Annotated in this window: 23 protein-coding genes; 11 read left to right on the plus strand and 12 right to left on the minus strand. The window is 60.0% G+C overall.

The genetic code is table 11. The annotated features are described in order from the left end of the window. Positions 1–10: 10 nt before the first annotated feature. From dmpG to HGP17_RS28165, 3 genes are read right to left on the minus strand one after another with little or no spacing between them, the layout of a single operon-like run. Positions 11–1030: a 4-hydroxy-2-oxovalerate aldolase gene (dmpG, locus tag HGP17_RS28155; protein ID WP_168814213.1), complete on the minus strand. Its 1020-nt coding sequence runs from the start codon at positions 1028–1030 to the stop codon at positions 11–13. Beyond that, positions 1027–1971, minus strand: a complete 945-nt coding sequence (locus HGP17_RS28160) for an acetaldehyde dehydrogenase (acetylating) (RefSeq protein ID WP_168814214.1) — start codon at positions 1969–1971, stop codon at positions 1027–1029. The genes dmpG and HGP17_RS28160 overlap by 4 nt, the downstream gene beginning before the upstream one ends. 53 nt (positions 1972–2024) lie before the next feature. Next, the gene (locus tag HGP17_RS28165) at positions 2025–3770 is read right to left on the minus strand and encodes an IlvD/Edd family dehydratase (RefSeq protein ID WP_168814216.1); all 1746 of its coding nucleotides are present in this window, start codon (positions 3768–3770) and stop codon (positions 2025–2027) included. Between the two features lie 262 nt (positions 3771–4032). On the opposite strand from HGP17_RS28165, the gene HGP17_RS28170 reads away from it, so the two are divergent. The 6 genes from HGP17_RS28170 (at position 4033) to HGP17_RS28195 (ending at position 10777) form a co-directional block, all read left to right on the plus strand. Beyond that, positions 4033–5052, plus strand: a complete 1020-nt coding sequence (locus HGP17_RS28170) for a 4-hydroxythreonine-4-phosphate dehydrogenase PdxA (protein WP_168814218.1) — start codon at positions 4033–4035, stop codon at positions 5050–5052. Between the two features lie 47 nt (positions 5053–5099). Then, the gene (locus HGP17_RS28175; protein ID WP_168814220.1) at positions 5100–6005 is read left to right on the plus strand and encodes an SMP-30/gluconolactonase/LRE family protein; all 906 of its coding nucleotides are present in this window, start codon (positions 5100–5102) and stop codon (positions 6003–6005) included. Continuing rightward, positions 6002–7528, plus strand: coding sequence for a sugar ABC transporter ATP-binding protein (locus tag HGP17_RS28180; RefSeq protein ID WP_168814222.1), 1527 nt, complete (start codon positions 6002–6004; stop codon positions 7526–7528). The genes HGP17_RS28175 and HGP17_RS28180 overlap by 4 nt, the downstream gene beginning before the upstream one ends. A gap of 39 nt (positions 7529–7567) precedes the next feature. After that, positions 7568–8614 (plus strand): ABC transporter permease, encoded by a 1047-nt coding sequence (locus tag HGP17_RS28185; protein ID WP_168814224.1) that lies wholly within the window; start codon positions 7568–7570, stop codon positions 8612–8614. A 69-nt stretch (positions 8615–8683) separates the two neighbouring features. Next, the gene (locus HGP17_RS28190; RefSeq protein ID WP_205926174.1) at positions 8684–9745 is read left to right on the plus strand and encodes a substrate-binding domain-containing protein; all 1062 of its coding nucleotides are present in this window, start codon (positions 8684–8686) and stop codon (positions 9743–9745) included. Positions 9746–9829: 84 nt separating this feature from the next. Continuing rightward, positions 9830–10777 (plus strand): hypothetical protein, encoded by a 948-nt coding sequence (locus HGP17_RS28195; protein ID WP_205926167.1) that lies wholly within the window; start codon positions 9830–9832, stop codon positions 10775–10777. 54 nt (positions 10778–10831) lie between these two features. On the opposite strand, the gene HGP17_RS28200 is transcribed toward HGP17_RS28195, so the two are convergent. The 8 genes from HGP17_RS28200 to HGP17_RS28235 form a co-directional block, all read right to left on the minus strand. After that, the gene (locus HGP17_RS28200) at positions 10832–11512 is read right to left on the minus strand and encodes a hypothetical protein (RefSeq protein WP_168814228.1); all 681 of its coding nucleotides are present in this window, start codon (positions 11510–11512) and stop codon (positions 10832–10834) included. Between the two features lie 5 nt (positions 11513–11517). Beyond that, on the minus strand, positions 11518–11958 hold the full coding sequence (locus HGP17_RS28205; protein WP_168814230.1) for a lysozyme inhibitor LprI family protein: 441 nt from the start codon (positions 11956–11958) through the stop codon (positions 11518–11520). Between the two features lie 159 nt (positions 11959–12117). Beyond that, positions 12118–13767 (minus strand): GMC family oxidoreductase, encoded by a 1650-nt coding sequence (locus HGP17_RS28210; protein WP_168814232.1) that lies wholly within the window; start codon positions 13765–13767, stop codon positions 12118–12120. Next, positions 13764–14204, minus strand: a complete 441-nt coding sequence (locus HGP17_RS28215; protein ID WP_168814234.1) for a gluconate 2-dehydrogenase subunit 3 family protein — start codon at positions 14202–14204, stop codon at positions 13764–13766. The genes HGP17_RS28210 and HGP17_RS28215 overlap by 4 nt, the downstream gene beginning before the upstream one ends. A gap of 20 nt (positions 14205–14224) precedes the next feature. Then, on the minus strand, positions 14225–15040 hold the full coding sequence (locus HGP17_RS28220; RefSeq protein ID WP_168814236.1) for a carbohydrate ABC transporter permease: 816 nt from the start codon (positions 15038–15040) through the stop codon (positions 14225–14227). A gap of 13 nt (positions 15041–15053) precedes the next feature. Next, the gene (locus HGP17_RS28225; protein WP_205926168.1) at positions 15054–15986 is read right to left on the minus strand and encodes a sugar ABC transporter permease; all 933 of its coding nucleotides are present in this window, start codon (positions 15984–15986) and stop codon (positions 15054–15056) included. A gap of 1 nt (position 15987) precedes the next feature. Then, a complete protein-coding gene (locus HGP17_RS28230; RefSeq protein ID WP_168814245.1) occupies positions 15988–17283 on the minus strand; it encodes an extracellular solute-binding protein in 1296 nt (431 codons plus the stop codon). Positions 17284–17341: 58 nt separating this feature from the next. Further along, the gene (locus HGP17_RS28235) at positions 17342–18103 is read right to left on the minus strand and encodes a sugar phosphate isomerase/epimerase (RefSeq protein WP_168814247.1); all 762 of its coding nucleotides are present in this window, start codon (positions 18101–18103) and stop codon (positions 17342–17344) included. A 156-nt stretch (positions 18104–18259) separates the two neighbouring features. On the opposite strand from HGP17_RS28235, the gene HGP17_RS28240 reads away from it, so the two are divergent. From HGP17_RS28240 to HGP17_RS28255, 4 genes are all read left to right on the plus strand, one after another. Further along, positions 18260–19300, plus strand: coding sequence for a LacI family DNA-binding transcriptional regulator (locus HGP17_RS28240; protein ID WP_168814249.1), 1041 nt, complete (start codon positions 18260–18262; stop codon positions 19298–19300). A 196-nt stretch (positions 19301–19496) separates the two neighbouring features. After that, positions 19497–19934, plus strand: a complete 438-nt coding sequence (locus tag HGP17_RS28245) for a curlin (protein WP_168814251.1) — start codon at positions 19497–19499, stop codon at positions 19932–19934. 75 nt (positions 19935–20009) lie between these two features. Then, a complete protein-coding gene (gene csgH, locus HGP17_RS28250; protein WP_168814253.1) occupies positions 20010–20408 on the plus strand; it encodes a curli-like amyloid fiber formation chaperone CsgH in 399 nt (132 codons plus the stop codon). A gap of 170 nt (positions 20409–20578) precedes the next feature. Then, positions 20579–20992, plus strand: a complete 414-nt coding sequence (locus tag HGP17_RS28255) for a curlin (RefSeq protein ID WP_168814255.1) — start codon at positions 20579–20581, stop codon at positions 20990–20992. A 90-nt stretch (positions 20993–21082) separates the two neighbouring features. Here the strand turns inward: HGP17_RS28255 and HGP17_RS28260 are convergent, their stop codons facing one another. After that, positions 21083–22000, minus strand: coding sequence for a LysR family transcriptional regulator (locus HGP17_RS28260; protein ID WP_168814257.1), 918 nt, complete (start codon positions 21998–22000; stop codon positions 21083–21085). Between the two features lie 189 nt (positions 22001–22189). Between HGP17_RS28260 and HGP17_RS28265 the strand changes: the two genes are divergently transcribed. Then, entirely contained in the window at positions 22190–23413 is a 1224-nt protein-coding gene (locus HGP17_RS28265) for an MFS transporter (protein WP_168814259.1), read from the plus strand. The last annotated feature ends 80 nt before the right edge of the window (positions 23414–23493 follow it).

Genomic DNA, 23493 nt, shown 5'->3' on the forward strand with positions numbered 1-23493 from the left:
TCTGGATGTTTCACCGCGCTGGTGACTGAACTCTTGCAAGGTCAAGCGCGACGTCGACGATCATGTCCTCTTGGCCGCCCACCATCTTGCGGGCGCCGAGTTCACTCAGGATCGAACGAGAGTCGATCCCATAGAGAGCCGCCGCTTTTTCCGCGTGACGCAGGAACGAGGAATAGACACCGGCATAGCCGAGCGCGAGCGTCTCGCGATCGACGCGCACCGGCCGATCCTGCAGCGGCCGCACGAGATCGTCGGCGGCATCCATGAGCTTGAAGAGATCGCAGCCATGCTCGATGCCGGATCTGTCGGCAACGGCAATCACAGCCTCCAGCGGCGCATTGCCCGCCCCCGCGCCCATGCCCGCCAGCGAGGCGTCCACGCGGTACGCACCTTCCTGTACCGCCGTGATCGCATTGGCGACGCCGAGCGTCAGGTTGTGGTGGGTATGGATGCCGACCTGCGTGGCATTATCCAGCGCATCCCTCAGCGCGCGAACGCGCTCGCGTGTCGTCTCCGGGGTCAACGCGCCTGCGGAATCCGTGACATAGACGCAATGTGCGCCATAGCTCTCCATCAGCTTCGCCTGTCTCGACAGCTCCTGCGGCGCACTCATATGCGCCATCATCAGGAAGCCGCTGACATCCATGCCGATCTTGCGCGCATGAGCGATATGCTGCGCGGCAACATCAGCCTCGGTGCAATGCGTTGCGACGCGAACCGATTTCACTCCGCAGGACCGCGCGCGATCGAGATCGTGAATGGTACCGATGCCCGGAATAAGCAGGGTCGTCAGCTTCGCGTGCTGCAGGACATCCGCCACGGCGACGATCCATTCGAGATCATCATGCATGCCGAAACCATAATTGAAACTCGACCCGGCGAGACCATCGCCATGGGCGACTTCGATCGCATCGACGCCAGCCTCATCAAGTGCATGCGCGATCTTCGTGACGTCGGTAAGGCTATAGCGATGACGAACAGCATGCATGCCGTCGCGCAAGGTCACGTCCTGAACATAGATCCGGGTCATGCTGCAATTCCTTCTCTGGTCATCACAAGCTGTTGGGCGGCGCGCAATGCCGCGGCCGTCATGATGTCAAGATTGCCGGCATAGGCCGGCAGATAGTGTGCGGCACCTTCGACCTCGAGGAAGACAGTCACCTTCGTTGCAACTTCGTTGGAAAAGCCCAGAGACGCGGCCAGCGAGCCAAGCTCCTCGGCCTTGATCGGCTCGAACTGGATATCCTGCTTCAGCCGGTATCCCGGCACATAGGATTGAACCTCCGCCACCATCGCATGGATAGATCGGCGCAGCGCATCATGATCGGTGCTGTGCACCAGGCAATAAACCGTATCGCGCATGACGAGCGGCGGCTCGGCGGGATTGAGAATAATGATAGCCTTGCCGCGTCTGGCGCCGCCGACGGATTCGATCGCCCGCGATGTGGTCTCGGTGAATTCGTCTATATTCGCCCGCGTCCCCGGGCCGGCCGAACGCGAGGCGATGGAGGCGACGATTTCGGCATAGGACACCGCCGCCACGCGCGAAAGTGCGGCAACGATCGGTATCGTCGCCTGCCCGCCGCAGGTGACCATGTTGACGTTGGGGACGCCTTTCATATCCGCCATGTTGACCGATGGCACGACATAGGGGCCGAGGGCCGCCGGTGTCAGATCGATCGCACATTTTCCGTCCGCCTTGAGGATTGCGGCATGCGCCTTATGCGCGCCGGCCGACGTGGCATCGAACACGAGGCCAATCTCCTGATAGACGTCCATGCGGCGCAATCCCTCCAGACCATCGCTGGTGACGGCCACACCGAGATTGCGCGCCCGCGCCAAACCGTCGGACTGCGGATCGACCCCGACCATGACCGCCATGACCAAGGGGCCATCCTTGCGACGCAGGATCTTGATCATCAAATCGGTGCCGATATTACCGGAGCCGATAATCGCTACCTTTACGCTCATTACCTGTATCCTCCCAAAATCTGACGGGCTTCGTCAGAGAGATGCAGACCACTTCAATGGGCATTGTCGGCGACGGCAGACCCGCGCCGACCCACCAGAAAATCAAAATCGGCACCCTTGTCCGGCTGCAGCACGTGCTGAAGGAACAATTGCTCGTAGCCGCCCGTCGCCGGGGCAACATGCGTCGTCGTCGCGGCCTGACGCCTTGCGAATTCCTCCTGCGAGATGTCCAGATGCAGGCGCCCCGCCTCGACGTCGAGCTCGATCGTGTCACCGGTTTGCACCAATGCCAGCGGTCCGCCGACCGCCGCCTCCGGCGCGACATGCAGAACGATCGTGCCGTAAGCCGTGCCGCTCATCCGGGCATCCGAGATCCGCACCATGTCGCGGATGCCGCGCTCGAGCAGCTTGCGCGGCAGCGGCATGTTGCCGACCTCGGGCATGCCGGGATATCCCTTCAGGCCGACACCGCGCATGACGAGGATCGTTGTCTCATCCACATCCAGCGTCGGGTCATCGATCCTGGCACGAAAGTCCGTAAGCCCCTCAAAGACGATCGCCTTGCCGCGATGCTTCATCAGCGAGGGCGTCGCCGCCGAGGGTTTCACGATCGCGCCGTCTGGCGCGATATTGCCCTTCAGCACCTTGATGCCGGCGCGCGGCTTGACCGGAGCATCCGGTGTGCGGATGACCTGCGCGTTCCAGAGAGGCGCATCGGCATTGTTCTCCTGCATGCTGCAGCCGGTGACGGATCGTGCGCTACCGTCGAGACGATCGCCAAGCGCCTGCCAGACCGCCGGCAGGCCGCCGGCATAGTAGAAGCCCTCCATCAGGAAGCGCCCGGAGGGAAGAAGATCGACGAGCAACGGCATGTCGCTGCCAAATGCTTCGAAATCCTCAAGGCTGAGCGGGATGCCGATCCGCCCGGCGATCGCCAGCAGATGGATGATGGCATTGGTGGAGCCGCCGATTGCCGCATTGATGCGAATGGCATTCTCGAAGGAACGGCGATCGAGTATTTTCGACAGCGTCAGATCGTCCTTCACCATATCGACGATGCGCCGGCCGCTTTCGTTGGCAAGCGTGTTTCGACGCGCATCGACGGCTGGAATTGCGCCATTGTGCGGCAGGCTGAGGCCAAGCGCCTCGATGAGACAAGCCATGGTGGACGCCGTTCCCATCGTCATGCAATGACCGGCAGACCGCGACATGCAGGCCTCCGCATCCAGGAACTCGGCGGCGGACAGCTTGCCCGCCCGCACATCCTCGCTCATGGCGAACAGGCTCGTGCCCGAGCCGATGTCACGCCCCTGGAACTTCCCGTTCAGCATCGGACCGCCCGAGACGACGATGGTCGGCAGATCGCAGCTTGCGGCGCCCATGACCAGGGCCGGCGTCGTCTTGTCGCAGCCGCAAAGCAGAACCACGCCATCGATTGGATTGGCGCGGATCGATTCCTCCACATCCATACTGACGAGGTTGCGAAACAGCATTGCCGTCGGCCGAAGAAGTGTCTCGCCCAAAGACATGACCGGAAATTCGACCGGAAAGCCGCCGGCCTCGATGACGCCGCGCTTCACATGCTCGGCAAGCTGGCGGAAATGGCCGTTGCAAGGCGTCAGCTCCGACCAGGTGTTGCAGATGCCGATAACAGGCCGGCCATCGAACATGCGCTGCGGTGTCCCCTGGTTCTTCATCCACGAGCGATGCATGAAGCCGTTTCGATCCTGCGGCCCAAACCATTTCGATGAACGGAAAGCGCTCGGCTCCGCCGGTTTCTTCTTCTCGTCCCCGCTCATCCGCTGTTCTCCTCCCGCCACGATATGGCGCAAATGCCTTAAAATGCTGTATACAAACTACAGCATTTCGCGCAAGTCAACACACGACAACCGCCTAACGCCAAAACAAAAGCTGCACATTGAACTGCCGTCGAATGCCACTTTCCCAAGCGCCAAACCTCTCATTTAGGCTTAAACGCAAAATTTTGCGTTCTGTATACAACATACTTGACGGTGAGATATTTGCGAATTAGCCTTCCTTCAAGTCGAGGAGAGGCAATTCATGCGCAATCAAGAAAAGGACCGTCCTGTCATAGCCTTGGCTATGGGAGATCCTGCAGGCATAAGCCCGGAACTGACGGCAAAATTGATGGATTCAGAGTCTGTCAAGGCAGCCGCCAGGCTGATCGTGATCGGCGATCGGCGGGTGTTGGATCAAGGTGCGAATGACGCGCGACTGAAGCTTGATTTTGTGGAGATTAAGCCGGCGGACCTTCCAGTCGCGCATGAAGCTCGCACGATTTTCGTCGATCTGGGAAATCTCGATCCGGACATGGTTGAGCGCGGCAATGCGACGCCATCGGGCGGCAAGTTCGCGACAGAAAATTTCTCCTTTGCCCTGAATCTTGCAAAGCAGGGCGATGCGGACGCGGTCTGTTTCACGCCCTTCAACAAGAAGGCGATGCGATACGCGTTCGAGGGTTATGACGACGAGATACGCTTTATCTCGCAGGCAATCGGCTTCACCGGCAAGGCCCGCGAGTTCAACGTCCTGGACCGGGTATGGAATGCACGCGTCACGTCGCATATCCCCTTGTCGCAGGTGGCATCCGCCATCTCGGTCGATGCAATTCTTGCCGAAATCGAACTCACATTCGATTGCCTGAAGCAGGCGGGCATCGAGCGGCCGAAGCTGGCCGTGGCCGGCCTCAATCCCCACGCCGGCGATGGCGGAACGTTCGGCCGCGAGGAAATCGACATCATCGCACCGGCGGTCGAACAGGCTGCCCGTCATGGCCTTGAGGTGTCCGGCCCGTTCCCGGCCGACACGGTTTTCCTCAGGGCGCTGAAGGAAGGCTTCCATGCGGTGCTGACGATGTACCATGATCAGGGTCAGATCGCGATGAAACTGCTCGATTTCGAACATGGCGTGACAATGCTCGGTGGTCTGCCCTTTCCCGTCTGTACGCCGGCTCACGGAACGGCTTACGATATCGCCGGAAAGGGAATTGCGAACGTGAAAGCGAGCGAGGAGGCGCTTTTGCTTGCGGCGCGGATGGCGACGGGAGTGCCGCGATCCTAGCCCACCAATGAACTGACTTTGGACACACCATGGAAGGGAGTGAGGCCATGGAGAAGACGGTGTTGATCGAGGATCCGCGTATGGAGGCGCTTTTGCGCCCCGAAGCCGTCCTTCAGCGTCTTTGCACGGGCGCAATCTGGAGCGAGGGGCCCGTCTGGTGGGACGATGGCAGCGTGACATGGAGTGACATCCCCAACAACCGCATGCTGAAATGGTCACCCGTGGAAGGTATGACGGTGTTTCGTTCGCCATCCAACCACACGAATGGCCATACGCGTGACCGCGAAGGGCGCATGGTCAGCTGCGAACATAGCGGCCGCCGCATCAGCCGCACCGAGGCTGATGGCACGGTCGTGACCGTGGTCGATCGATTTGAAGGCAAGCGCCTCAATTCGCCGAACGACGTGGTGGTGAAATCCGATGGAACCATATGGTTCACCGATCCACCCTACGGCATCATCAGCGATTATGAGGGTGTTGCAGCCGAAAGCGAAATCGGTGCGAACTACGTCTATCGCTTCGATCCGGCTGACGGCAGCCTGGCGATTGCCTGCGACGACTTCCAGCGCCCCAACGGGCTCGCCTTCTCGCCAGACGAGAGCCTGCTCTATGTCTCGGACACCTCACGCTCGCATGATCCTGACGGCAATCATCACATTCGCGTCTTCGACATCAAGGATGGACGTTACCCGACGAATGGCAGGGTATTTGCCGTAATCGAGCCTGGCTTGTCCGATGGTTTCCGCCTCGACGTGGATGGTAATCTCTTTACAAGCTCCGCCGACAGCATTCAGGTCTTTGCGCCTGATGGTACGCGGCTTGGAAAGATCTTTGTGCCCGAGGTCATTTCCAACTGCACGTTCGGCGCTCGAAATCGATCAACGCTCTTCATCACCGCCAGCACATCGCTTTACTCGATCGAGCTTGCGACCAAGGGCAGTGTGCGGCCATGAGCGTCTCTCCCGATTTTCAGGCGAAGAGCGGGACGCTCAAGGACGAAGCCTTGATTTGCTTCGACACGATCAGCAAGCAATTCGGTGGCGTCCAGGCACTTCGCGGCGTCTCCTTTTCGCTGGCGAGTGGAGAGATCCTCGCTCTGCTTGGCGAGAACGGCGCCGGCAAATCGACGCTCATCAAGATATTGGCCGGCGTCTACACGCCTGATGGCGGTGAGGTTCGATATCGCGGGACACGCTATCAGCATGCAGCACCGAAAAGCGGCGTGGCCCAGCGGGTGGCTTTCATCCATCAGGATCTCGGGCTTCTCGAATGGATGACCGTGTCCGAAAACATCGCCATGGCGATCGGCTTTGTCCGCAGAGCCGGCATCATAGACTGGGAAAAAACGCGCCGGACGGCCCAGGCCGCTCTCGATCTCATCGGAAGCGACATCGACCCGGACCGGCGGGTGCAGGACCTGAGCCGCACGGAGAAGTCGCTTGTTGCGATAGCACGCGCGCTTGCCGTCGAAGCCGATGTGCTCGTGCTCGACGAACCGACAGCAAGCCTGCCCGCGGATGAAGTCAGCCGGCTATTCGAGGCGCTTAAGCTGCTGCGCGGCCGCGGCATGGGGATGATATTCGTGTCGCATCGCCTCGATGAGGTGTTTCAGATCGCCGATCGCGTCGTGGTTCTGCGCGACGGCCAGATGGTCGGCGACGAGAAGATCGCCGATATCGACGCAGATCGACTGGTGCACCTCATTATCGGGCGCCTGGCGGAGCAGGCCTTTGCGAGCCCCGACACGATCAGCACCAACAAGCTGCTCGAAGTGCGCGACATGCGCATTGGCGGCGGCCCATCGTTGCAGTTCACCCTCCATGAGGGCGAAATCCTCGGGCTGGTCGGCCTGCGCGGCGCCGGTCAGGAAAACGTTGGAAGAGCGCTGTTCGGCACGCAGCAGTTTCAGGGCAATGTCCTCCTGGGCGGCACATCCTACGATCCCGGCACGCCCGGCTCGGCGATCGCGCAGGGTGTCGGGCTGATCGCGCGGGACAGAACCGAAGAATCGACATTTGCCGCGCTCAGCATCCGCGAAAACAGCTACATCAACCCGGGTGCCGTCGGACGGTCCCTGTTCTCGATCATGTCGCCGCGCCGCGAGGCCGGGCTGGCGGCCGCACTTGGCCGGACAGTCGGCCTTCGCCCGAACGAGCCGGCGTTGCCGATCGAAGCGCTTTCCGGCGGAAACCAGCAGAAGGTCGTGGTCGGCCGCTGGCTCGCAATGGGCGGCAAGCTGTTGATCGCGGAAGAGCCGACCGCCGGCGTTGACGTCGGCGCCAAGGCCGAAATCTATGGTCTCATGCGCCAGGGTCTGGAACGCGGGCTCGGCATCATTTTGATCTCCACGGATTTCGAGGAGGTGGAGAAGCTGTGCCATCGCGCGCTGGTCTTCAGCCGAGGCGCGATCGTCGACGAATTGCGAGGCGATGTATTGAAAATGGATCGTCTCATTCATTCTGCCTCAGCAAAATGAGCTGAACTTTGACGGTGTCTTGAGGAGGAGCCGCAAACCATGCAGTCAATCAAATCCAATGCAGTTGAGCCGACGAAATACGATCTGCGCGGCAAATCGTTCGGCAGGAAACTCCTCCACTTGCTCCCCGTTTACGGGCTGGTGCTATTGACCGTCCTTCTGATCGTCGTCTTCTCGCTGATCCTGCCGGATACGTTCCCCACCATTTTGAACGTGCGCTCGATCATCAGCGACAAAGCGATTATCGCGATCCTGTCGCTGGCCGTGATGATCCCCATGGTCACCGGGAAAATCGACCTGACTGTCGGCTACGGCATCGTGCTCTGGCATATCCTGGCGATCAGCCTGCAGACGCAATTCGGCTTCCCATGGCCGATCGCCGTCATCGTCGTGCTGCTTCTCGGGGCGTTCGTCGGCATGATCAACGGCATCCTCGTCGAGGTCGCCCAGATCGACAGCTTCATCGCAACGCTCGGAACGGGCACGATCCTTTATGCGCTGGCGCTCTGGCACACAGGCGGCAGGCAGGTAGTCGGAACACTGCCCAAGGGCTTTACCGCCATCAACAACACCTGGCTCTTTGGACTGCCGATCACAGGCTATTACGTGCTGGGTCTCGCCATCATCCTGTGGCTGCTCTTCGAATACACGCCGCTCGGCCGTTATCTCTATGCGATCGGCGCAAGCAGCCGGGCCGCCGCACTGAACGGTATTCCGGTCCAGCGCTATGTCATGGGCGCCTTCGTTGGGTCCGGCACGCTTTCTGCCGTCGCCGGCATCATCCTGGCCTCCAAGCTCGGCATCGGCCAGGCAAGCGTCGGCCTTGAATATCTTTTGCCGGCTCTCGTCGGTGCCTTTCTCGGCTCCACGACGATCAAGTCGGGCCGGGTCAACGTCTGGGGCACGATGGTCGGCGTGACGATCCTGGCCGTCGGCATCTCGGGTATCCAGCAATTCGGCGGCGATTTCTTCGTCGAACCGCTGTTCAACGGCGTGACGCTGCTCATCGCCATCTGCATTGCGGGCTATGCGCAGAGGAGGCGCAGGTTCTCAACACCAAAACAAACCAATTCAAAGAACAGCTAGTTTTCAATGGGAGGGAAAGGCATGCGCATAAATAAACATCTCATCACGACCGCAGCCGTATTGGCCTGCATGTTCGTCAATTATTCCGTTGCTTCGGCGGACGCTCTTGTCGACGAAGCGAAAGCCAAAGTGGCAGCCGCATCCAAGAAGGTCGACAAGTGGGACGGGCCGACCTCGGGTCCGAAGGCTGCATCGAGCAAGACCATCGTCTATGTCGCCGGCGACATGCGTAACGGCGGTATTCTGGGCGTTTCCGATGGCATCAAGGAAGCAGCCGGCGTGATCGGCTGGACCTATCGCGCAATCGACGGCCAGGGCTCCGTTTCCGGTCAGGCCGCAGCACTCGCTCAGGCGGTTGCGCTGAAGCCAGATGCGATCGTCGTCGGCGGGAGCGACGCGGTTCAGCAAAAGGCAGCCCTGACGGCAGCGGCAGCGCAGGGCATCATCATCGCCGGCTGGCACGCAGGCCCCGTGCCGGGCCCGATGGACGACGCTCATCTGTTCGTGAACGTCACCACCAACGCAATGGATGTCGCCCAGATCGCCGCGATGAAGGCGATTGCCGATTCCGATGGCAAGGCCGGCGTCGTGATCTTCGCCGACTCCGCCTACGCGATTGCGATCGCCAAGGGGCGCGCGATGGAGGCCGAAATCAAGAAATGCAGCGGTTGCAAGGTTCTGGAATTCCAGGATACGCCGCTCGCCGAGACCTCGACCCGCGTGCCGCAGCTCACCACCACGTTGCTGCAGAAGTTCGGCACCAAATGGACTTACTCGCTGGCGATCAACGACCTCTACTATGACTTCATGGGACCATCGCTGAGCTCGGCAGGCCTCGAAGGCACCGGCGCACCCTTCAACATCTCGGGCGGCGACGGCTCTGAATCGGCCTACCAGCGCATCCGCAGCGGCCAGTATCAGGCAGCCACGGTTCCCGAACCGCTGACGATGCAAGGCTGGCAGGTGGTCGACGAGCTCAATCGCGCCTTCGCCAAACAGCCATGGTCCGGCTATATCCCGGCTATCCATCTCGTGACCAAGGACAACATCGCCTTTGACGGCGGCGACAAGAATGTCTTTGACCCCGGCAACGGCTATCGTGACGAATACAAGAAGATCTGGGGCAAATAAGCCCGATCCTATATGCTTTGCGATGGGGCGGGCATTATCCGCCCCATCGTTTCGCCGAGCCACCTGAATTGCCGGAATTGCCCATTGCCAGAAGATTTCGCGAACGATCGGCTTCTGATGCTGATCGAAAAAAGCAGCCACTGCTTGAGCTTCTATCATGTCGATAGCGGGCGGCTTGTCGATTCCGTTGCGTTGCCGGAATTCCCGCACGAATTCGTGGTCGATTCAGAGAGGCGCCATGCCTATGTCGGCCATTATGGCGTGCGCACTTCGTCCAGCACGGAAGCCGGCGGCTCCTCCATTTTCGTCATCGACATCGCCAACCGCAGATTGGAGCGGCGGATCGACTGCAAACCCTATCATCGCCTGCATGGCATGGGCATCGATCGCTTCGATCGCCTCTACGCTCTAAGCGAAACAGCTGGCGTGCTGCTGCAATTCGACACGCCGTTGACCGACGAAGTGCCGACCCGCGCAGTTGCCAGCGGCGGGCTCAAAAGCCACTTGTTCGCGCTCAGCCGTGACGGCCAATGGGCTTACTGCATGAACCTCCTCAGCCACACCGTGACGAAAGTCGCGCCCCAGAATGCCGTTGTCGCACCGATTGCGGTTTCACCGGGTGAAAAGCCGGAAGGGATACTGCTAAGCTCGGACGAAAAGACCCTCTACATCAGCAACCGCATCTCGCGCACGATCGTTGCGATCGATACCGAAACGATGGAGATCAAAAGACGAGCGCCCTCTCGACCGGATCCGGCGCGAATCTACGCAATGCCGGACAACCGGCTGCTCGTTGTCAATTATGAGGGGCGGAGCGCCTCGGTCATCGACTCGGAAACCCTGGAAGAGCTTGCATTCACCGACCTTCCGGGCCGCCCTGCCGCAGGCTGCATCGACGCGAACGCCAACGTCGCCTTTGTCTCAATCGACACGAATGTTTCCCTGCAACTCGATCTCAAGACGCTAGAAATCATCAAGTCGTTTCAAACTCGAAATGAGCCCGATTGCTGCTTCCTTTTAAATCAGAGCTAATCTGGGAGGCACGACCGTTCCATCTTAGAGCGCCGCACACCCTTTGAAGACAGGTTACTTTGCGGGAAGGGAAAACTCCTTTGCGGCCGCTTCGATGGCCTGAGTATCATTGTTACGGATCACGACAACAGCACCCACCCTTTGCTCACCCATATAAACGGAGTCGAGATAGAACCGGTAGTTCGCCGACGTGATGAGCCTGATTTCCTCACCGGCTTTGTTCTTGCCCTTCGTCTTCACGCTGGTCTTTAAAACCACACCTGGCCCGACGGCCTTTTGCAGGGCGTCCGCCATTCTTTCATGCTGATCAGCCGAGCCCATGGTGATGCGCACGACGCGAATGGATGACGCATCGCGATCAGTAACGAACAGAACATTGTCCGTACTGTACATGCCTTCGCCATCGCCATCGCGCAGGGCAAGCTCGCCACACCGGAATTTTGATGGCTTGTCCTCGAACACCGCTTTTCCCGGCAGGTTCAGGAAGGAATTATCGTATTGGAGCGTGGAGAAATCCGGAAAAAATCTGTCAGGCCGCCCAAGCGCTGCCGGATCGCAAATATCCGCCACATGTGTCGATGGACTTGCGGATTGCGCTGCCTTTGCAACCCCGGCCACCGCCAGGGCGCCGAACGCGCATAACGCGAAAGGCAGAATCAGGTCATTCAGCGTGTAGCCCGAATATGCACGCTGCCGCGCAGACGGATGATCCGATGCGATTTCCTTGATTGCCATCTGTCTTACTGCCCATCGATCTCAAGGATGCGGACATAGTTTTCCAGAAGCAGCGTCCGATCCCTGGTCAAATTCGTTTCAGCGCCGGCTTCCATGGGGGCGTACATGGTTCCCTGCCTTGTAGCAAAGAGCCCGTCGCGCGCATGCGCTTCGAGATCGCGATAGCCGATCCAGGCACGCTGAGCGGCCTTGAGATCCTTTGCCACCTCAGCTGGAAGCATCTTCAACAGCTTGGAATAGGCGCCGTTCATTCGCTTGTCGTATGATTTCAGCGCCTGCGTCTCGCATTCGTCCTGATCGCCGGTTGAGCCATGCGCCGGGTCATCCAGACATCTTGTCAATGCGTCAGCCGTTGCGTCCGATGAAGAAGCCGAAGCCGCATGGGCGGGGAGCGAAAGACATTGGCACAGCAAGATAACGGCCACGCAGCCACCCAGATTTTTCATGTTTCTCACCGTGTGCAACTCTCGAAGATCGGTTGATTCTTTCGTAGAATGACAATCCGAGATTATCCAATCCAATCTTCCGTGCCAAACCGCACAGCGCAAAAAGTCGCAGAGACGAGAGAAAACCTAACTTATCCGGCTGGGCTAATTGCGATCGCGTTATGCATAGGCGGCAATATGATCAGCGTTGCGGAAGGCCAGGGCCAAAACCGTCAGCACCGGATTGTAACCACCATTGGTGGGGTGCAGGGATGCATCGCATACGAAAAGATTGTCGTGTCCCCATACCCTGCCAAAGGTGTCGGTGACCGACGTCGCGGCGTCATCGCCCATGCGGCAGGTCCCGGCCTGATGTTGTCCCGCAGACAGGCGAAGAGTCTGCTTCTTGCCCCAGGTTCGCGTGGCGCCGGCAGCTTGCATCCACGCATCCGCCTTCTCGAGGATATAATCAGCAGTCCGCACCGTCTCGGGATGGGTTGTCCCTGACAGCTGCGCCACGGGCCTATCGTACTTGTCGCGAATATCCGCGTCGAGGGTGACGCGACACTCCGCATTCGGGATCTCGTGCACCGGTCCCTTGATCTGGGCAATACGCGTGAAGTTGTCGCGCATAAAATGCTTGGCCTTCAGCCCATAGCGCGGCAGATCGTCGGGAAGTCCCGACTTCCACAGATTATTGGGCAGCAAGACGAAGTCGTCGGCCAACATTGCGCCGCCAATCACGCCGTCATTATCGTGGTTATAGTCGGTCGTCGCGATCGTTACGCCCGGACCTCTGCTATCCTGCACGGGCTCATCGAAGAGGCCGAAGATCGTCGGATAATAATGTCCCTGGAGATTGCGGCCGACCTGGTCGTGGTTGTTGCCCAGGCCGTTCGGCTCCCGATCCGTACGCGTCAGCAACATGAGGCGCGCCGTCTCGATCGCGCCGGCCGACAGCACGACAATGCGGGAGAAAACGCGGCGGCGCGACAGTTGACCGGCCTCGTTCACCTCGACGATGTCGACGCCGATGACATTGCCGCGATCGTCGGTGGCAACGCGCTCCACCACCGTTTCGGTGAAGAGATCGCAGCGTCCCGTCGCCAGAGCGCGCGGCAACATGGTATTTTGCGTGCCGTTCTTACCGTTGCTCGGACACGGAAAGCCGACACACGACCCGCAGCGGATGCAGGCGCCTCTTCCCGCGCGCGGCACTGTGTTGACGAGAAGCGGCGGCGTGAACGTCGAGAAGCCCAGTGCCTTCGCCCCCGCCCGCAGGTGAACGCTTGTCGCATTGTCAGGCACGGGCGGCATCGGATAATCGCTGCCACGCGGTCCGGAATTGCGGTCACCGGCGCCGTCTCCGGAAACACCTATTTCCTGTTCGGCCTTCCCGTACCACGGCTCCAGATCGTCGTAGGAAATCGGCCAATCGACCAGCGACGAGCCCTCGGGACGCCCATAGGTCGACGCCATGCGGAAGTCTTTGGGATGAAATCGCCAAGCGAGACCGCCATAGACAAACGTTCCTCCACCGACAACCGCAGCGTTGACGTGATAATTGTCCTGATGCGGCCTGATGACATGCCGGCCGCCCTGCTGATCGATGAAGACGCGCGGATTACCGTCGATTTCGGGACCAGTGTTGAAACCGTAGGCCTGCAGCCGATGGTTTCGCAGGTGATCGCGATGCCCATCGTTTCCATAGCTGCGCTGTTTGCCGCGCTCGATGAGCAGGACGCGTTGGCCGGCTTCAGACAGGATCCCCGCTGCAACGTTGCCCGCCGCACCGGCTCCGACGATGATGATGTCGTAGTCGAATTTCATGCCCACAATCTCCCGCGCACGGCATCCTGGGGATTCTCACCGGGGCCGCTCGGCCCCTCCGGCAAGCCCGGTCGATAGCCGACCATCTGCCAGGAAATCGCACCCGGATTGGCGCCGTTGGCCGGATCCGCATAGAAGCCTTCGGCGGCCAATTCGCACAGGGTGCGAAACCATGCCTCTTTCTCGCATTGCGCAAGCAGCAGATCCTGCTCGTCCGGTAAAAGGGTCTCGAATGCGGTCGAAGCCCGTTCATCCATGCTGCGAAGCCCCAGCTCGATCCCGTGCGTATCGGCGATCAGGCCCGCATCCCAAAGCCTCAGAATAAAGCGGTCGACGCCGTTGTCAGTGGCACTTGGAAACTCATCCCTGGGGATGATGCGATCGAGCACTGCGCGAAAGGTTTCGAGCCTGAACGCGCGCGTGTTGGAATGAGACATTTGAACCCTCGTATCGGCAATCAGCGACCAGCAAGCGAGCCACCAATACCGCCGACGCTGAAAAAGCGGTTGAGCACGGCAAAAACGATGACCGGCGGCGCTAGCATGATGACGGCACAGGCCATGACCGGACCCCAATCGGTCTGGTTCTGCTGAAAGAACGTCTGCAGGCCGACAGGCAATGTGAAGCGGCTGTCGGTACGCAGGAACACCAGCGCGACGAGGTAGTCGTTCCAGGCCACCAGAAATCCGTAGATCGCGGTCGACAGGATGCCCGGGAGAGAATTGGGAAGGACGATGCGCAGGAAGGCGCCGAAGACGCTGCAGCCGTCGATCCATGCCGCCTCCTCAAGATCGGCGGGAATCGTGTCGAAATAGGCGGCCATCATCCAGCAGGCGACGGAGACGCTGGAGGCGACATAGATAACGGCGACGCCCGGCAGCGTATCGACCAGGCCGATCCTCGACAGCATGATGAAGAGAGGAATGACGAAGACGACGATCGGAAAGCTCTGGATGACGAAGATGAGCATCGAATAGGCCGACACTGCCGGACCGCGCGCCCGCGACAGCACGTAACCCGCTGGAGCGGCCACGAGGAGCGCCAGGCACGACGCGATGACCGAAACGAGCAGGCTATTCTTCAGCCACACGAGAATATCGGTATTGCGAATGACGTAAACGAAGGTCTCGAGCGTCGGGCCGGTGGCGTCGGAATAAAGACGCGGCCGCAAGGCGAGACCGAAGATCACGAGGATAGGGCTCAGCGCCACAAGCGCAATGAGCGAAAGGATTGCCGTTCTCGTCCAGCCGGCGCGTTTTGCGGTCATCGACATGACGCCCCTCCTCCTAGAAATTGGTTTTACGGACCTGCCGGAACAGCAGGAGTGAAAGAGCGACCAGCACGACCGTCATCATGAAGGAAATCGCGACGCCATATCCGGGCAGAAAATCCTGGAAGACCGAACGATAGGCGAGAACTATCAGCGATGTAGTCGCGTTGACGGGACCGCCGCCTGTCATGAGATAGATCGTCGCGAAATCGTTGACCGAAAACATGGTCATCAAAATCCAGCTGATGTAGGTGGATTTGGCGGTCATCGGCAGAACGATGTAACGGATCTGCTGGCGCGGCGTCGCGCCGTCGAGCGTGGCAGCCTCGTAGACGCTATTGTCGATGCTTTCGAGCGCCGCGGCTCCCATCATCATCATGAAGGGATAGCTGATCCATATCTTGAACAGACAGACGGTGATCATCGCCATCGTCGGATCGGCGAGAAACAAGACCTGCCCAAGGCCCAGCGTTTCGGCAAGCTGCGGCAGGATGCTGCGTGGCGTTGCGACAAGCCAGTTCCAGCTCATCGAGGTGACGACGATTGGGACGATCCACGGCAGCAGCAGAAGCACCTTGAACAGGCTGCGTCCCGGAAATTGCGGCTTGAGCAGGATGGCCAGGCCAAACCCGACTATCCAGCTGCCGAACACGCCGCAGACGGTGAAGAGCAGCGTGAACCATGCTGCCGACCAGAATGCCGGATCGGTCAGAACATTCACGTAGTTCGCAGCGCCAATAAATTTGCCGAGCCGCAGCAGGCCGCCATTGTGCAATGACTGCACAAAGGCGAACCCGAGCGGATAGGCATTGATCAGCGCCATCAGCAAGATCGAGGGCATGGCAAGGCCGATCATCGTCGCCCTGCGTCCGGTTTGTGTGCTCGAACGAGAGCCGGCCGATCGCTTCACGCCGCCACCTGCACCCGACAATGCCTGCGCCTCCGCCATGTTACTGCACGACCTTTCGCAGGGACGCCTCGAGGGTCTCGAGAATGTCCTTGGACTTGGTCTTGCCCTGAATGATCTGCTGCACGAATGCTGCACTCGCAGCGCCGCCATCGACCGCATTCAAGGCCGCAAAAGCATGCGGCGCCTGCGCGCCGATCGTCTTGCCGACCGGCTGCCATTCATTGATGGAGCGAACGAGATTCGGATTGCTCTGGATGACAGGCAGGTCCGCGATGCTTTTCTTGACAGGAACGTCGATCGCCACACCGCTGGTCCAGAACACATGCATGTTGTCGAGATACCATGCCAGGAATGCCTCCGAGGATTCCTGGGACGGCGTGGTCGTGAACATCCAAAGTGAGTTGATGTAGTAGACCGTGCCGAGATCGCCATGGCGAGCCTTGATCGGGTGCCCGACGACCGCGTCCGACTGAATTTCTTTCGGAAGCGTCTTGTCGAGGCCGGTCTGGCCGAAGCCCATCGCCACGCGACCTGATTTCCAGTCTCCTGCCAGATTGTCCGCGGTGTAGCTCGCAGCATAGGGATCGATGATGCCCTTGCGCACCAGCTCGTTGATGAAGTCGAGGGTTTCGATGTTACGATCGCTGACGCAATTCAAGGAGCCGTCCGGAGCAAAGAAACCGCCGCCATTGTTGATCATCAAGGCAGAGACGGTGTGCTGTGCATCGGTGGTCGTGCTGCCGGCCGCAAGCCCGAGGCCTACAAGACCGTTCTTCTTCAACGCCTCGCCCGCCCTGATGTAGCTGTCCCAGTCTGTCGGCGGCTCCACGCCCGCCTTTTCCAGCAGCGATTTGCGATACCAAACGACCCGAAGGTCCATCGACCACGGAACGCCCGCATAGCCATCATCCGTTTTCATGGCGGGAAGCAATCCCGGCAGGAAATCGTTCTTGCCGTTCTTGTCGAGCGTCGCGATCAGATTATCGGCGGAAACAGCAGCGCCCTGCTCAAGGAAGTAGAAGGGCAGGAAGGCTGCACCCGAACTGACGGCAGGCGTGGTTCGCGATGCAGCAGCGGAGGTAAATGTCTGATACCAGTTCGCCCAGGGGATAGACTGGTAGCGCACGCCAAGCGCGCCGTTGGCGGGAGCATATTTGCCGGCAAGCTCCCTGGCCGCTGCCGTATAGGTCGCTCCCGTCCCCCAGACCATATCCCAAAAGGTCAATGTTTCATCGGCCGCGAAGCTCTTGCCGGCAAAACCTGCCGCAAGCGCCGCCGCCGACGCGCCAAGGAATGATCGACGGTTCATGGTCATGCCATCCGACTTGCCGTTCATCTGTGGTTCCTCCCCCTTATTGAACGAAATCGATCTGCATTGATGTCAGGCGGCCCGGTTAGCGGACCTTCTGAAGATAGGCGAAGCTGCGCGCCGCAAATCCGGCGGGATCCTTGGGATTGTCGTGCTCGACGACCATCAGGCGCGCGCCATATTGCGCGGCGGTCGTCCAGAGATCGACCCAATCGAGAATGCCCGCGCCGACATCGCACCAGCCGTCCTCGTCTTCGTTTTCGCCGGCAGGCGCCTGGTCCTTCACATGCGCGGAAACCAGCAGATGCGCGTATTTCTGCAGCAACGCCTTGGGATTGCCGCCCCCGCGCGCAAGCCATGCAATGTCTGCCTGCCAGACGAGCGGGCTACCTTCGGCCCCCTCGAAAAGACAATCGAGTGGCAGCTCTCCGTTGCTGAAAGCTGCCAGCTCCCAATGATGGTTGTGATAGCCAAGCGATATGCCCTGATCTTTCAACCGGCCGGCAATCTCGCCAAGTTCGGCACCGGCACGACGCCACTCATCGGCGCCGCCCTCGCGCTCCTCCACAGGAAGCGCTGGCATGAACAGTTGCTTTATGCCCGTTTCATTGGCCGCATCGGCGACACGCTGAAGATCGTTGCGCAGCGCCGGCATGCCTATATGGCCGGTCGGCGCATCGAGCCTGCGGCTTGCAAGCGCCACCTTCAAGGCCTTCGGATCGTCCAGATGGCTGCCGATCGTTTCCACATGGGTAAAGCCCGCCTGCGCGGCGGCGTCGAGCTGCGCATCCAGGCCACCCAGATGGCGCAGTGAATAAAGCTGAATCGACAGTATCGGCGTGGTCATGGCGTCTCCTCCCGGTATGCGCGACCCGCATCTCCTCGGCTGGCCACGCATTTACGCAATCGATTGCGTGAACCTAACAGCGCAATCGATTGCATGCAAGAGCGTCATGGCATATTCATGCCATCAAGGACGACATGATCCATGTGCGGAGGGCCGATGCCAAAACGCAAGCCGACGAAAGCCAATGACGCACGCATACCGACTATGGCCGATATCGCCCGCATTGCCGGCGTATCCGCTTCCACCGTCAGCCGTGCGCTCGCCGGCCTCCCGCCGATCACGGAGGAAACAAGGCAAAGAGTCGCCCAGGCTGCAAAGGAAGCCGGCTATGCGGTCAATCGCCACGCCCGTTCGCTTCGGCTGAAGCGCAGCAAGCTGATCCTGGTTCTCATTCCCAATCTGGCGAACCCCAATTTTCCCGACCTTTTGATGCATATCGACCAAGCAGCCTACGACTGCGGATACGACATCATGATTGCCCACACGGCCGTCGATCCCCACCGCTCCGACCGCTATGTCGACGAGCTGCTGGCCGGAAGCATCGACGGCGTGCTGCTGACCGCCAATTACTGCCCGCCTCGGCTTCTTGAATATATCCATTCCGGAAGACACTTGCCGATCGTACGGACCTTGAGCCCGACACCTAGCCTCGACGGCATCAGCGGTGTGCAGATCGACGAGGTGAAAGCGGCTTACGACGTCGTCGATCACCTCGCAAAGCAGGGCTACAAGCACATCGCACATCTCGGTGGCCCCACCACGGAGGCCGTCGCGATCGCTCGTAAAAAGGGCTGGGAGATGGCGCTAGCCGATCACGGCCTATCCGCATCCCGTGATCTTTTCATTCAAGCGGGCTTCAGGGTCGAAGACGGGCGACAGGGCGCGAGCAAGATAAAAGGGCTCGCGAGGAGACCGGATGCGATTTTCTGCTCGAACGACGAATCCGCCTACGGCCTCATTGCCGCCTTGAAGGAACAGGGCCTGCGAGTGCCGCAGGACATAGCGATTGCAGGCTTTGACGACTTGAGCTTCTCCAACGTGCTGGATCCGCCGCTCACTACCGTTCGGCTCCCGCGCCATGAGATGGCCGAACTATCCGTTCGGAAGCTGAAGGCGCTGATCGAGGATGATGCCGACAACGATATCACGACCCTCGCGCACGAGCTCGTGGTGCGGGCAAGCAGCCTGAAGAGCTAGCTGACGTGGCCCGCAAAAGCCAGCGCGCTTCATAAATTCATTCGTGCCGCGCGCTTCGATAGGGTTGAGCATGGCGTGGGCGTGCGGCCCTTCGGCATGAACCGTAACTGAATGGTCCCTTCAGCATCCGTTACAACGAGGGCGTCTAAAAGAGAGACGTTCAACCGCGGTCAGATCCGCTACAGGAGACACAGTCATGATCCGCACGTCCTTCATTGCAACCGCACTCGTCGCACTTGCCGGCTTCGCCGCCACAGCTCCCGCCATGGCCAACGACGTCCGCATCGAACAATATGGCTGGTCGAACTCTGCCGGCGGTGCCCAGGAAGGCTTCGGCAACCGGATCAGGACCTACCAGAACGGCGGTTACAACAGAATTGTCGGCCATCAGTACGGACGCCACAATCTCTCTGCCGTCGGCCAGGAAGGCAACGGCAACTATGGCGAAACCTATCAGAATGGCGACCGCAACGTCGCCGGCATCGGCCAGTTTGGTTCCAATCATACGACGATCCTGACCCAGGACGGCAACGGCAACATCGCCGCCGGCGTCCAGGTGGGCCACGGTTGCAGCGCCAATGTCAGCCAGGGCGGCAGCGGCAACGTCGCAGCTTTCGTGCAGGCCTGCCCGTAACACGGGCAGTCCGGCTGGCTGCCAACGATACGCAGACGCAATCACCTCAGCGGCACACTCTCATGGAGACGCCCCATGCCCAACAGCATTAAACATCCGCGCCGCCTCATGGCAGTGCTCGCCTTGCTTCTGGTTCCCGTTGGGACGGTCGCGGCCATGACGGCGAGCAGTCAATCCGACGGAGGGCGGCGCTGCGAAATCCGCGCCACGCAAGGTGGCGGCATGGTGAAGCTGGATGCCTTGGTTCAAACCGATAAGCGCATCAGCGGAAACTATGCGTTCCGCATCGAAAAGAGCGGAGGGGGCGGATCGTCCGTCGTAAACCAGAACGGCGCTTTCAATGCCGGAGCTGGCGAAACCGCCACACTCGGCTCCGTCACGCTCGATTCCCAGAACACCGACTACAAGGCAACGCTGGATATCACAGTCGGCGACAGGACCCTGACCTGCACGCGGCGAGCCGGCGGCGCCTAACCCGCCTCCCTCATGAAACCAAACCAAAAAGGGCGCCCAAACCGGCGCCCTTTTCTTTTCTCCAAGGCCGAAACCACTGAACGGCAGCTGAACGAGCAATTCCGATTGGGTTCAGCCGCAAGATGCGAAAGTCAATCATCGGCTAGGGAAGCCGGCCAATGGAGATCACGATGACCCGCAGCATGTTCAAGATCCTTACGATTAGCCTTCTTGCCGGGAGCTTGGGCCAGGCCGCGGTGTCGCTGCCGGCCTATGCAGGCGGCCGGATCTCGGTCAACTTTGCGCCTAGCAACGCGGAAGATGCAGATCTCTTCTCGACCGGCCTGCGCGTCTATTCGCTGTATCGCGGCCTAAAGGGCGGCGATATCCGGCAATTTGGTCACGGAAACGCCGCCGGCCTTGCCCAGTCCGGCAATGGCAATCTCGGCTTTATCCAGCAGCGGGGCAATGGTCATTCGGCAACGCTTAGGCAGAACGGCAACAACAATGCCTACGGCATCTTTCAGTACGGACGCAATACGAACACGGACGTTGTCCAGGATGGCGATGGCGGCAGCGGCGCGACCTTCAGCTACGGTTGGTAACGGCAGATCGTCAATCGATTTCGGTTCGCCCGCTTGGCCGGACCTTGCGCCCTATCGGACATTCGTCAACCGGATCGGACATGTGCCACGCTAGTTGCCATGCAGGACAAGACCCGCGACGTAATCGAGCAATGCGCGGGTTTTCGCCGGCAAATGGTGCCGGGACGGATAATAGGCATATAGCGGGAACCGCTGGTCCGACCAGTCGGGGAAGAGTTGGATTAGCCTGCGGGACGAGAGATGATCCTCGATGCCCAGTTCGAAAAGTTGCGCAACGCCGAGCCCGGCGAGACAGGTGCTATGCAGCGTTCCCGGGTCATTCACCGTCAATGCTCCCTGCGGCCTGACAAGCAGCGTCTTGCGGCGACGATGAAACTGCCATGGGAAAGGCCGCCCGGTCAAAGGCTCCCGGAACTCGATGCAACGATGCTGCAACGTCTCAAGTTGACGGGGATCGGCCGGCTGGCCGTATCTGTCGATATAAGCGGGAGACGCCACGGCCAGCACCCGCGTGTCGAATAGCTTGCGGGCGATGAGGGAAGAGCTCTGCGGATGTCCGAATCGCAAAGCGAGATCAAAGCCGTCGGCCACCAGATCGCCGAGATCCTCCCTACTGCGCAGTTCCACCTCGATCTCCGGGTAGGTGTCCAGGAAGGCACCCAGCCGCGGACCCAGGACAAGCTGCGCAAACAGCGGATCGACATTGACACGCAAACGCCCACGAACCTTATGCGCGCCGCTTGCTGCATTCGTCGTGACTTCGGCAAGCGCGCTGATCAACGGCATCACCTGTTCATAGAAATCACGCCCCTCGTCGGTCAGCCTGACCGATCGCGTCGTGCGCTCGAAGAGACGCGTGGACAATCTGGCCTCAAGCCGGGCGACCGCCCTGCTGACGCCCGGTTGCGACATGTCCAGCATTTCTGCGGCACCTCCGAAACTCTTGGTCTCTGCGACCGCTGCCATGACATCGACCCCTTCCAGCAGCAGGGAAAACGGCTGACGCATTCATGCCTCCAAAGCATTAATCAAATGACTTTCATGCTATAGCAACTTCATCGCCGGCATGCCACATCTCGGCTCACACGGCCTTTCATCAGCACGAAAGCATCGGAGACCAGTCGTCGTCATAGCACTGGTGACGGCTCTTGCGTGCCCGTTAGGCGCAATGTTCAAGCTTAGAGACAGGATAGACCAATGGTCGGTACAGCAACGCCGCTCCATGCGAGCGGCACACCTCATTCACAGAAGAAGACTTACTCGAAATTTCGGACCGTTTGCGCCGTGCTGGCGCTCAGCCTCGGTTGCTTCACCTTCGTCAGCACGGAGCTCATGCCCGTGGGCGTGCTACCATCGATGGCACAGGGGCTCGGCGTATCATTGGGGGCTGCGGGATATCTGATCACCGTCTTCGCATTCGTGGTTGCGCTGACAGCAGCGCCACTGACGGGCATGCTGGGCGGCATCAACCGCAAAGCCCTTATGACGGGACTTCTGGCCGTATGCTGCCTTGGCAATCTGATCACCTTCCTAGCCTCCGGCTACTTCGTCGTTTTCCTGGCGCGCATATTGGTGGCCGGCGCCATCGGGGTATTCTGGTCTACGGCCGTCGTGACCGCCGTTCATCTGGTGTCCGAACGCAACGCTGTGCGCGCCACATCTATCGTCTTTGGAGGCGTCTCGCTTGCCGCGGTTCTTGGAATTCCTGCCGGCACTCTGCTTGGCGAAATGCGAGGCTGGCACTCTGTATTTGCCGCTCTATCGCTGCTCAGCCTCGTAGCCTTCACCGTCATAGCCTGGTCGGTGCCGGCGGTCCGAATTTCAAAGACGTCGACACGCAACGCCGTGGCATCCATCCTGCGCAACGGACCATTGCTCGCCGTCTTCGCCACGACGGCGCTTGTCGTAACAGGCAACTTTCTGTCCTACACCTACATTACCCCCTATCTGGAGCAAATCGCGGGAGAGTCCTCCGAGTCAATCAGCTTGCTATTGCTGGTCTATGGCGGTGCGGGTGTCGTCGCGAATTTTGCGATAGGCCCTTTCGCCAGAAGCTGCCTCCAGGCAAGCCTGGGCATCGTGACGGCGCTCCTTGTGATCAGCCTTGCCGTGATGGGCCTCGCGTCACACAACAGCATCTTACTCGTGCTCGTTCTTATCCTCTGGGGGGCGGCCTATGGTGCGCTTCCGGTGCTGCTACAAACGGCAGTCTTCAAAGGTGCATCTGCGATCGAAGGCAGCGCCGATGCCGCCACCGCGCTTAACGTCGCACTGTTCAACGGAGCGGTCGGTTTCGGTTCTCTCCTCGGCGGCGTGATCATCAACATTGCGGGACCACTCCCCATTCCCTATGTTTCGGCAGCCTTTGCATTGGCCGGGCTCATCGTGATTGTCGCGACCCGCAAGCTGGCCTCTCGATAATCGGCGTAAACACACTCATCGCTTCACTGAGCAACGCACCCTCCCCGGCACTTTGAAGCGATGAGTTTCCGACGCACCTG

This window comes from Rhizobium sp. P38BS-XIX, from assembly GCF_012641435.1.
In the GTDB taxonomy this organism is placed as follows: Bacteria; Pseudomonadota; Alphaproteobacteria; order Rhizobiales; family Rhizobiaceae; genus Rhizobium.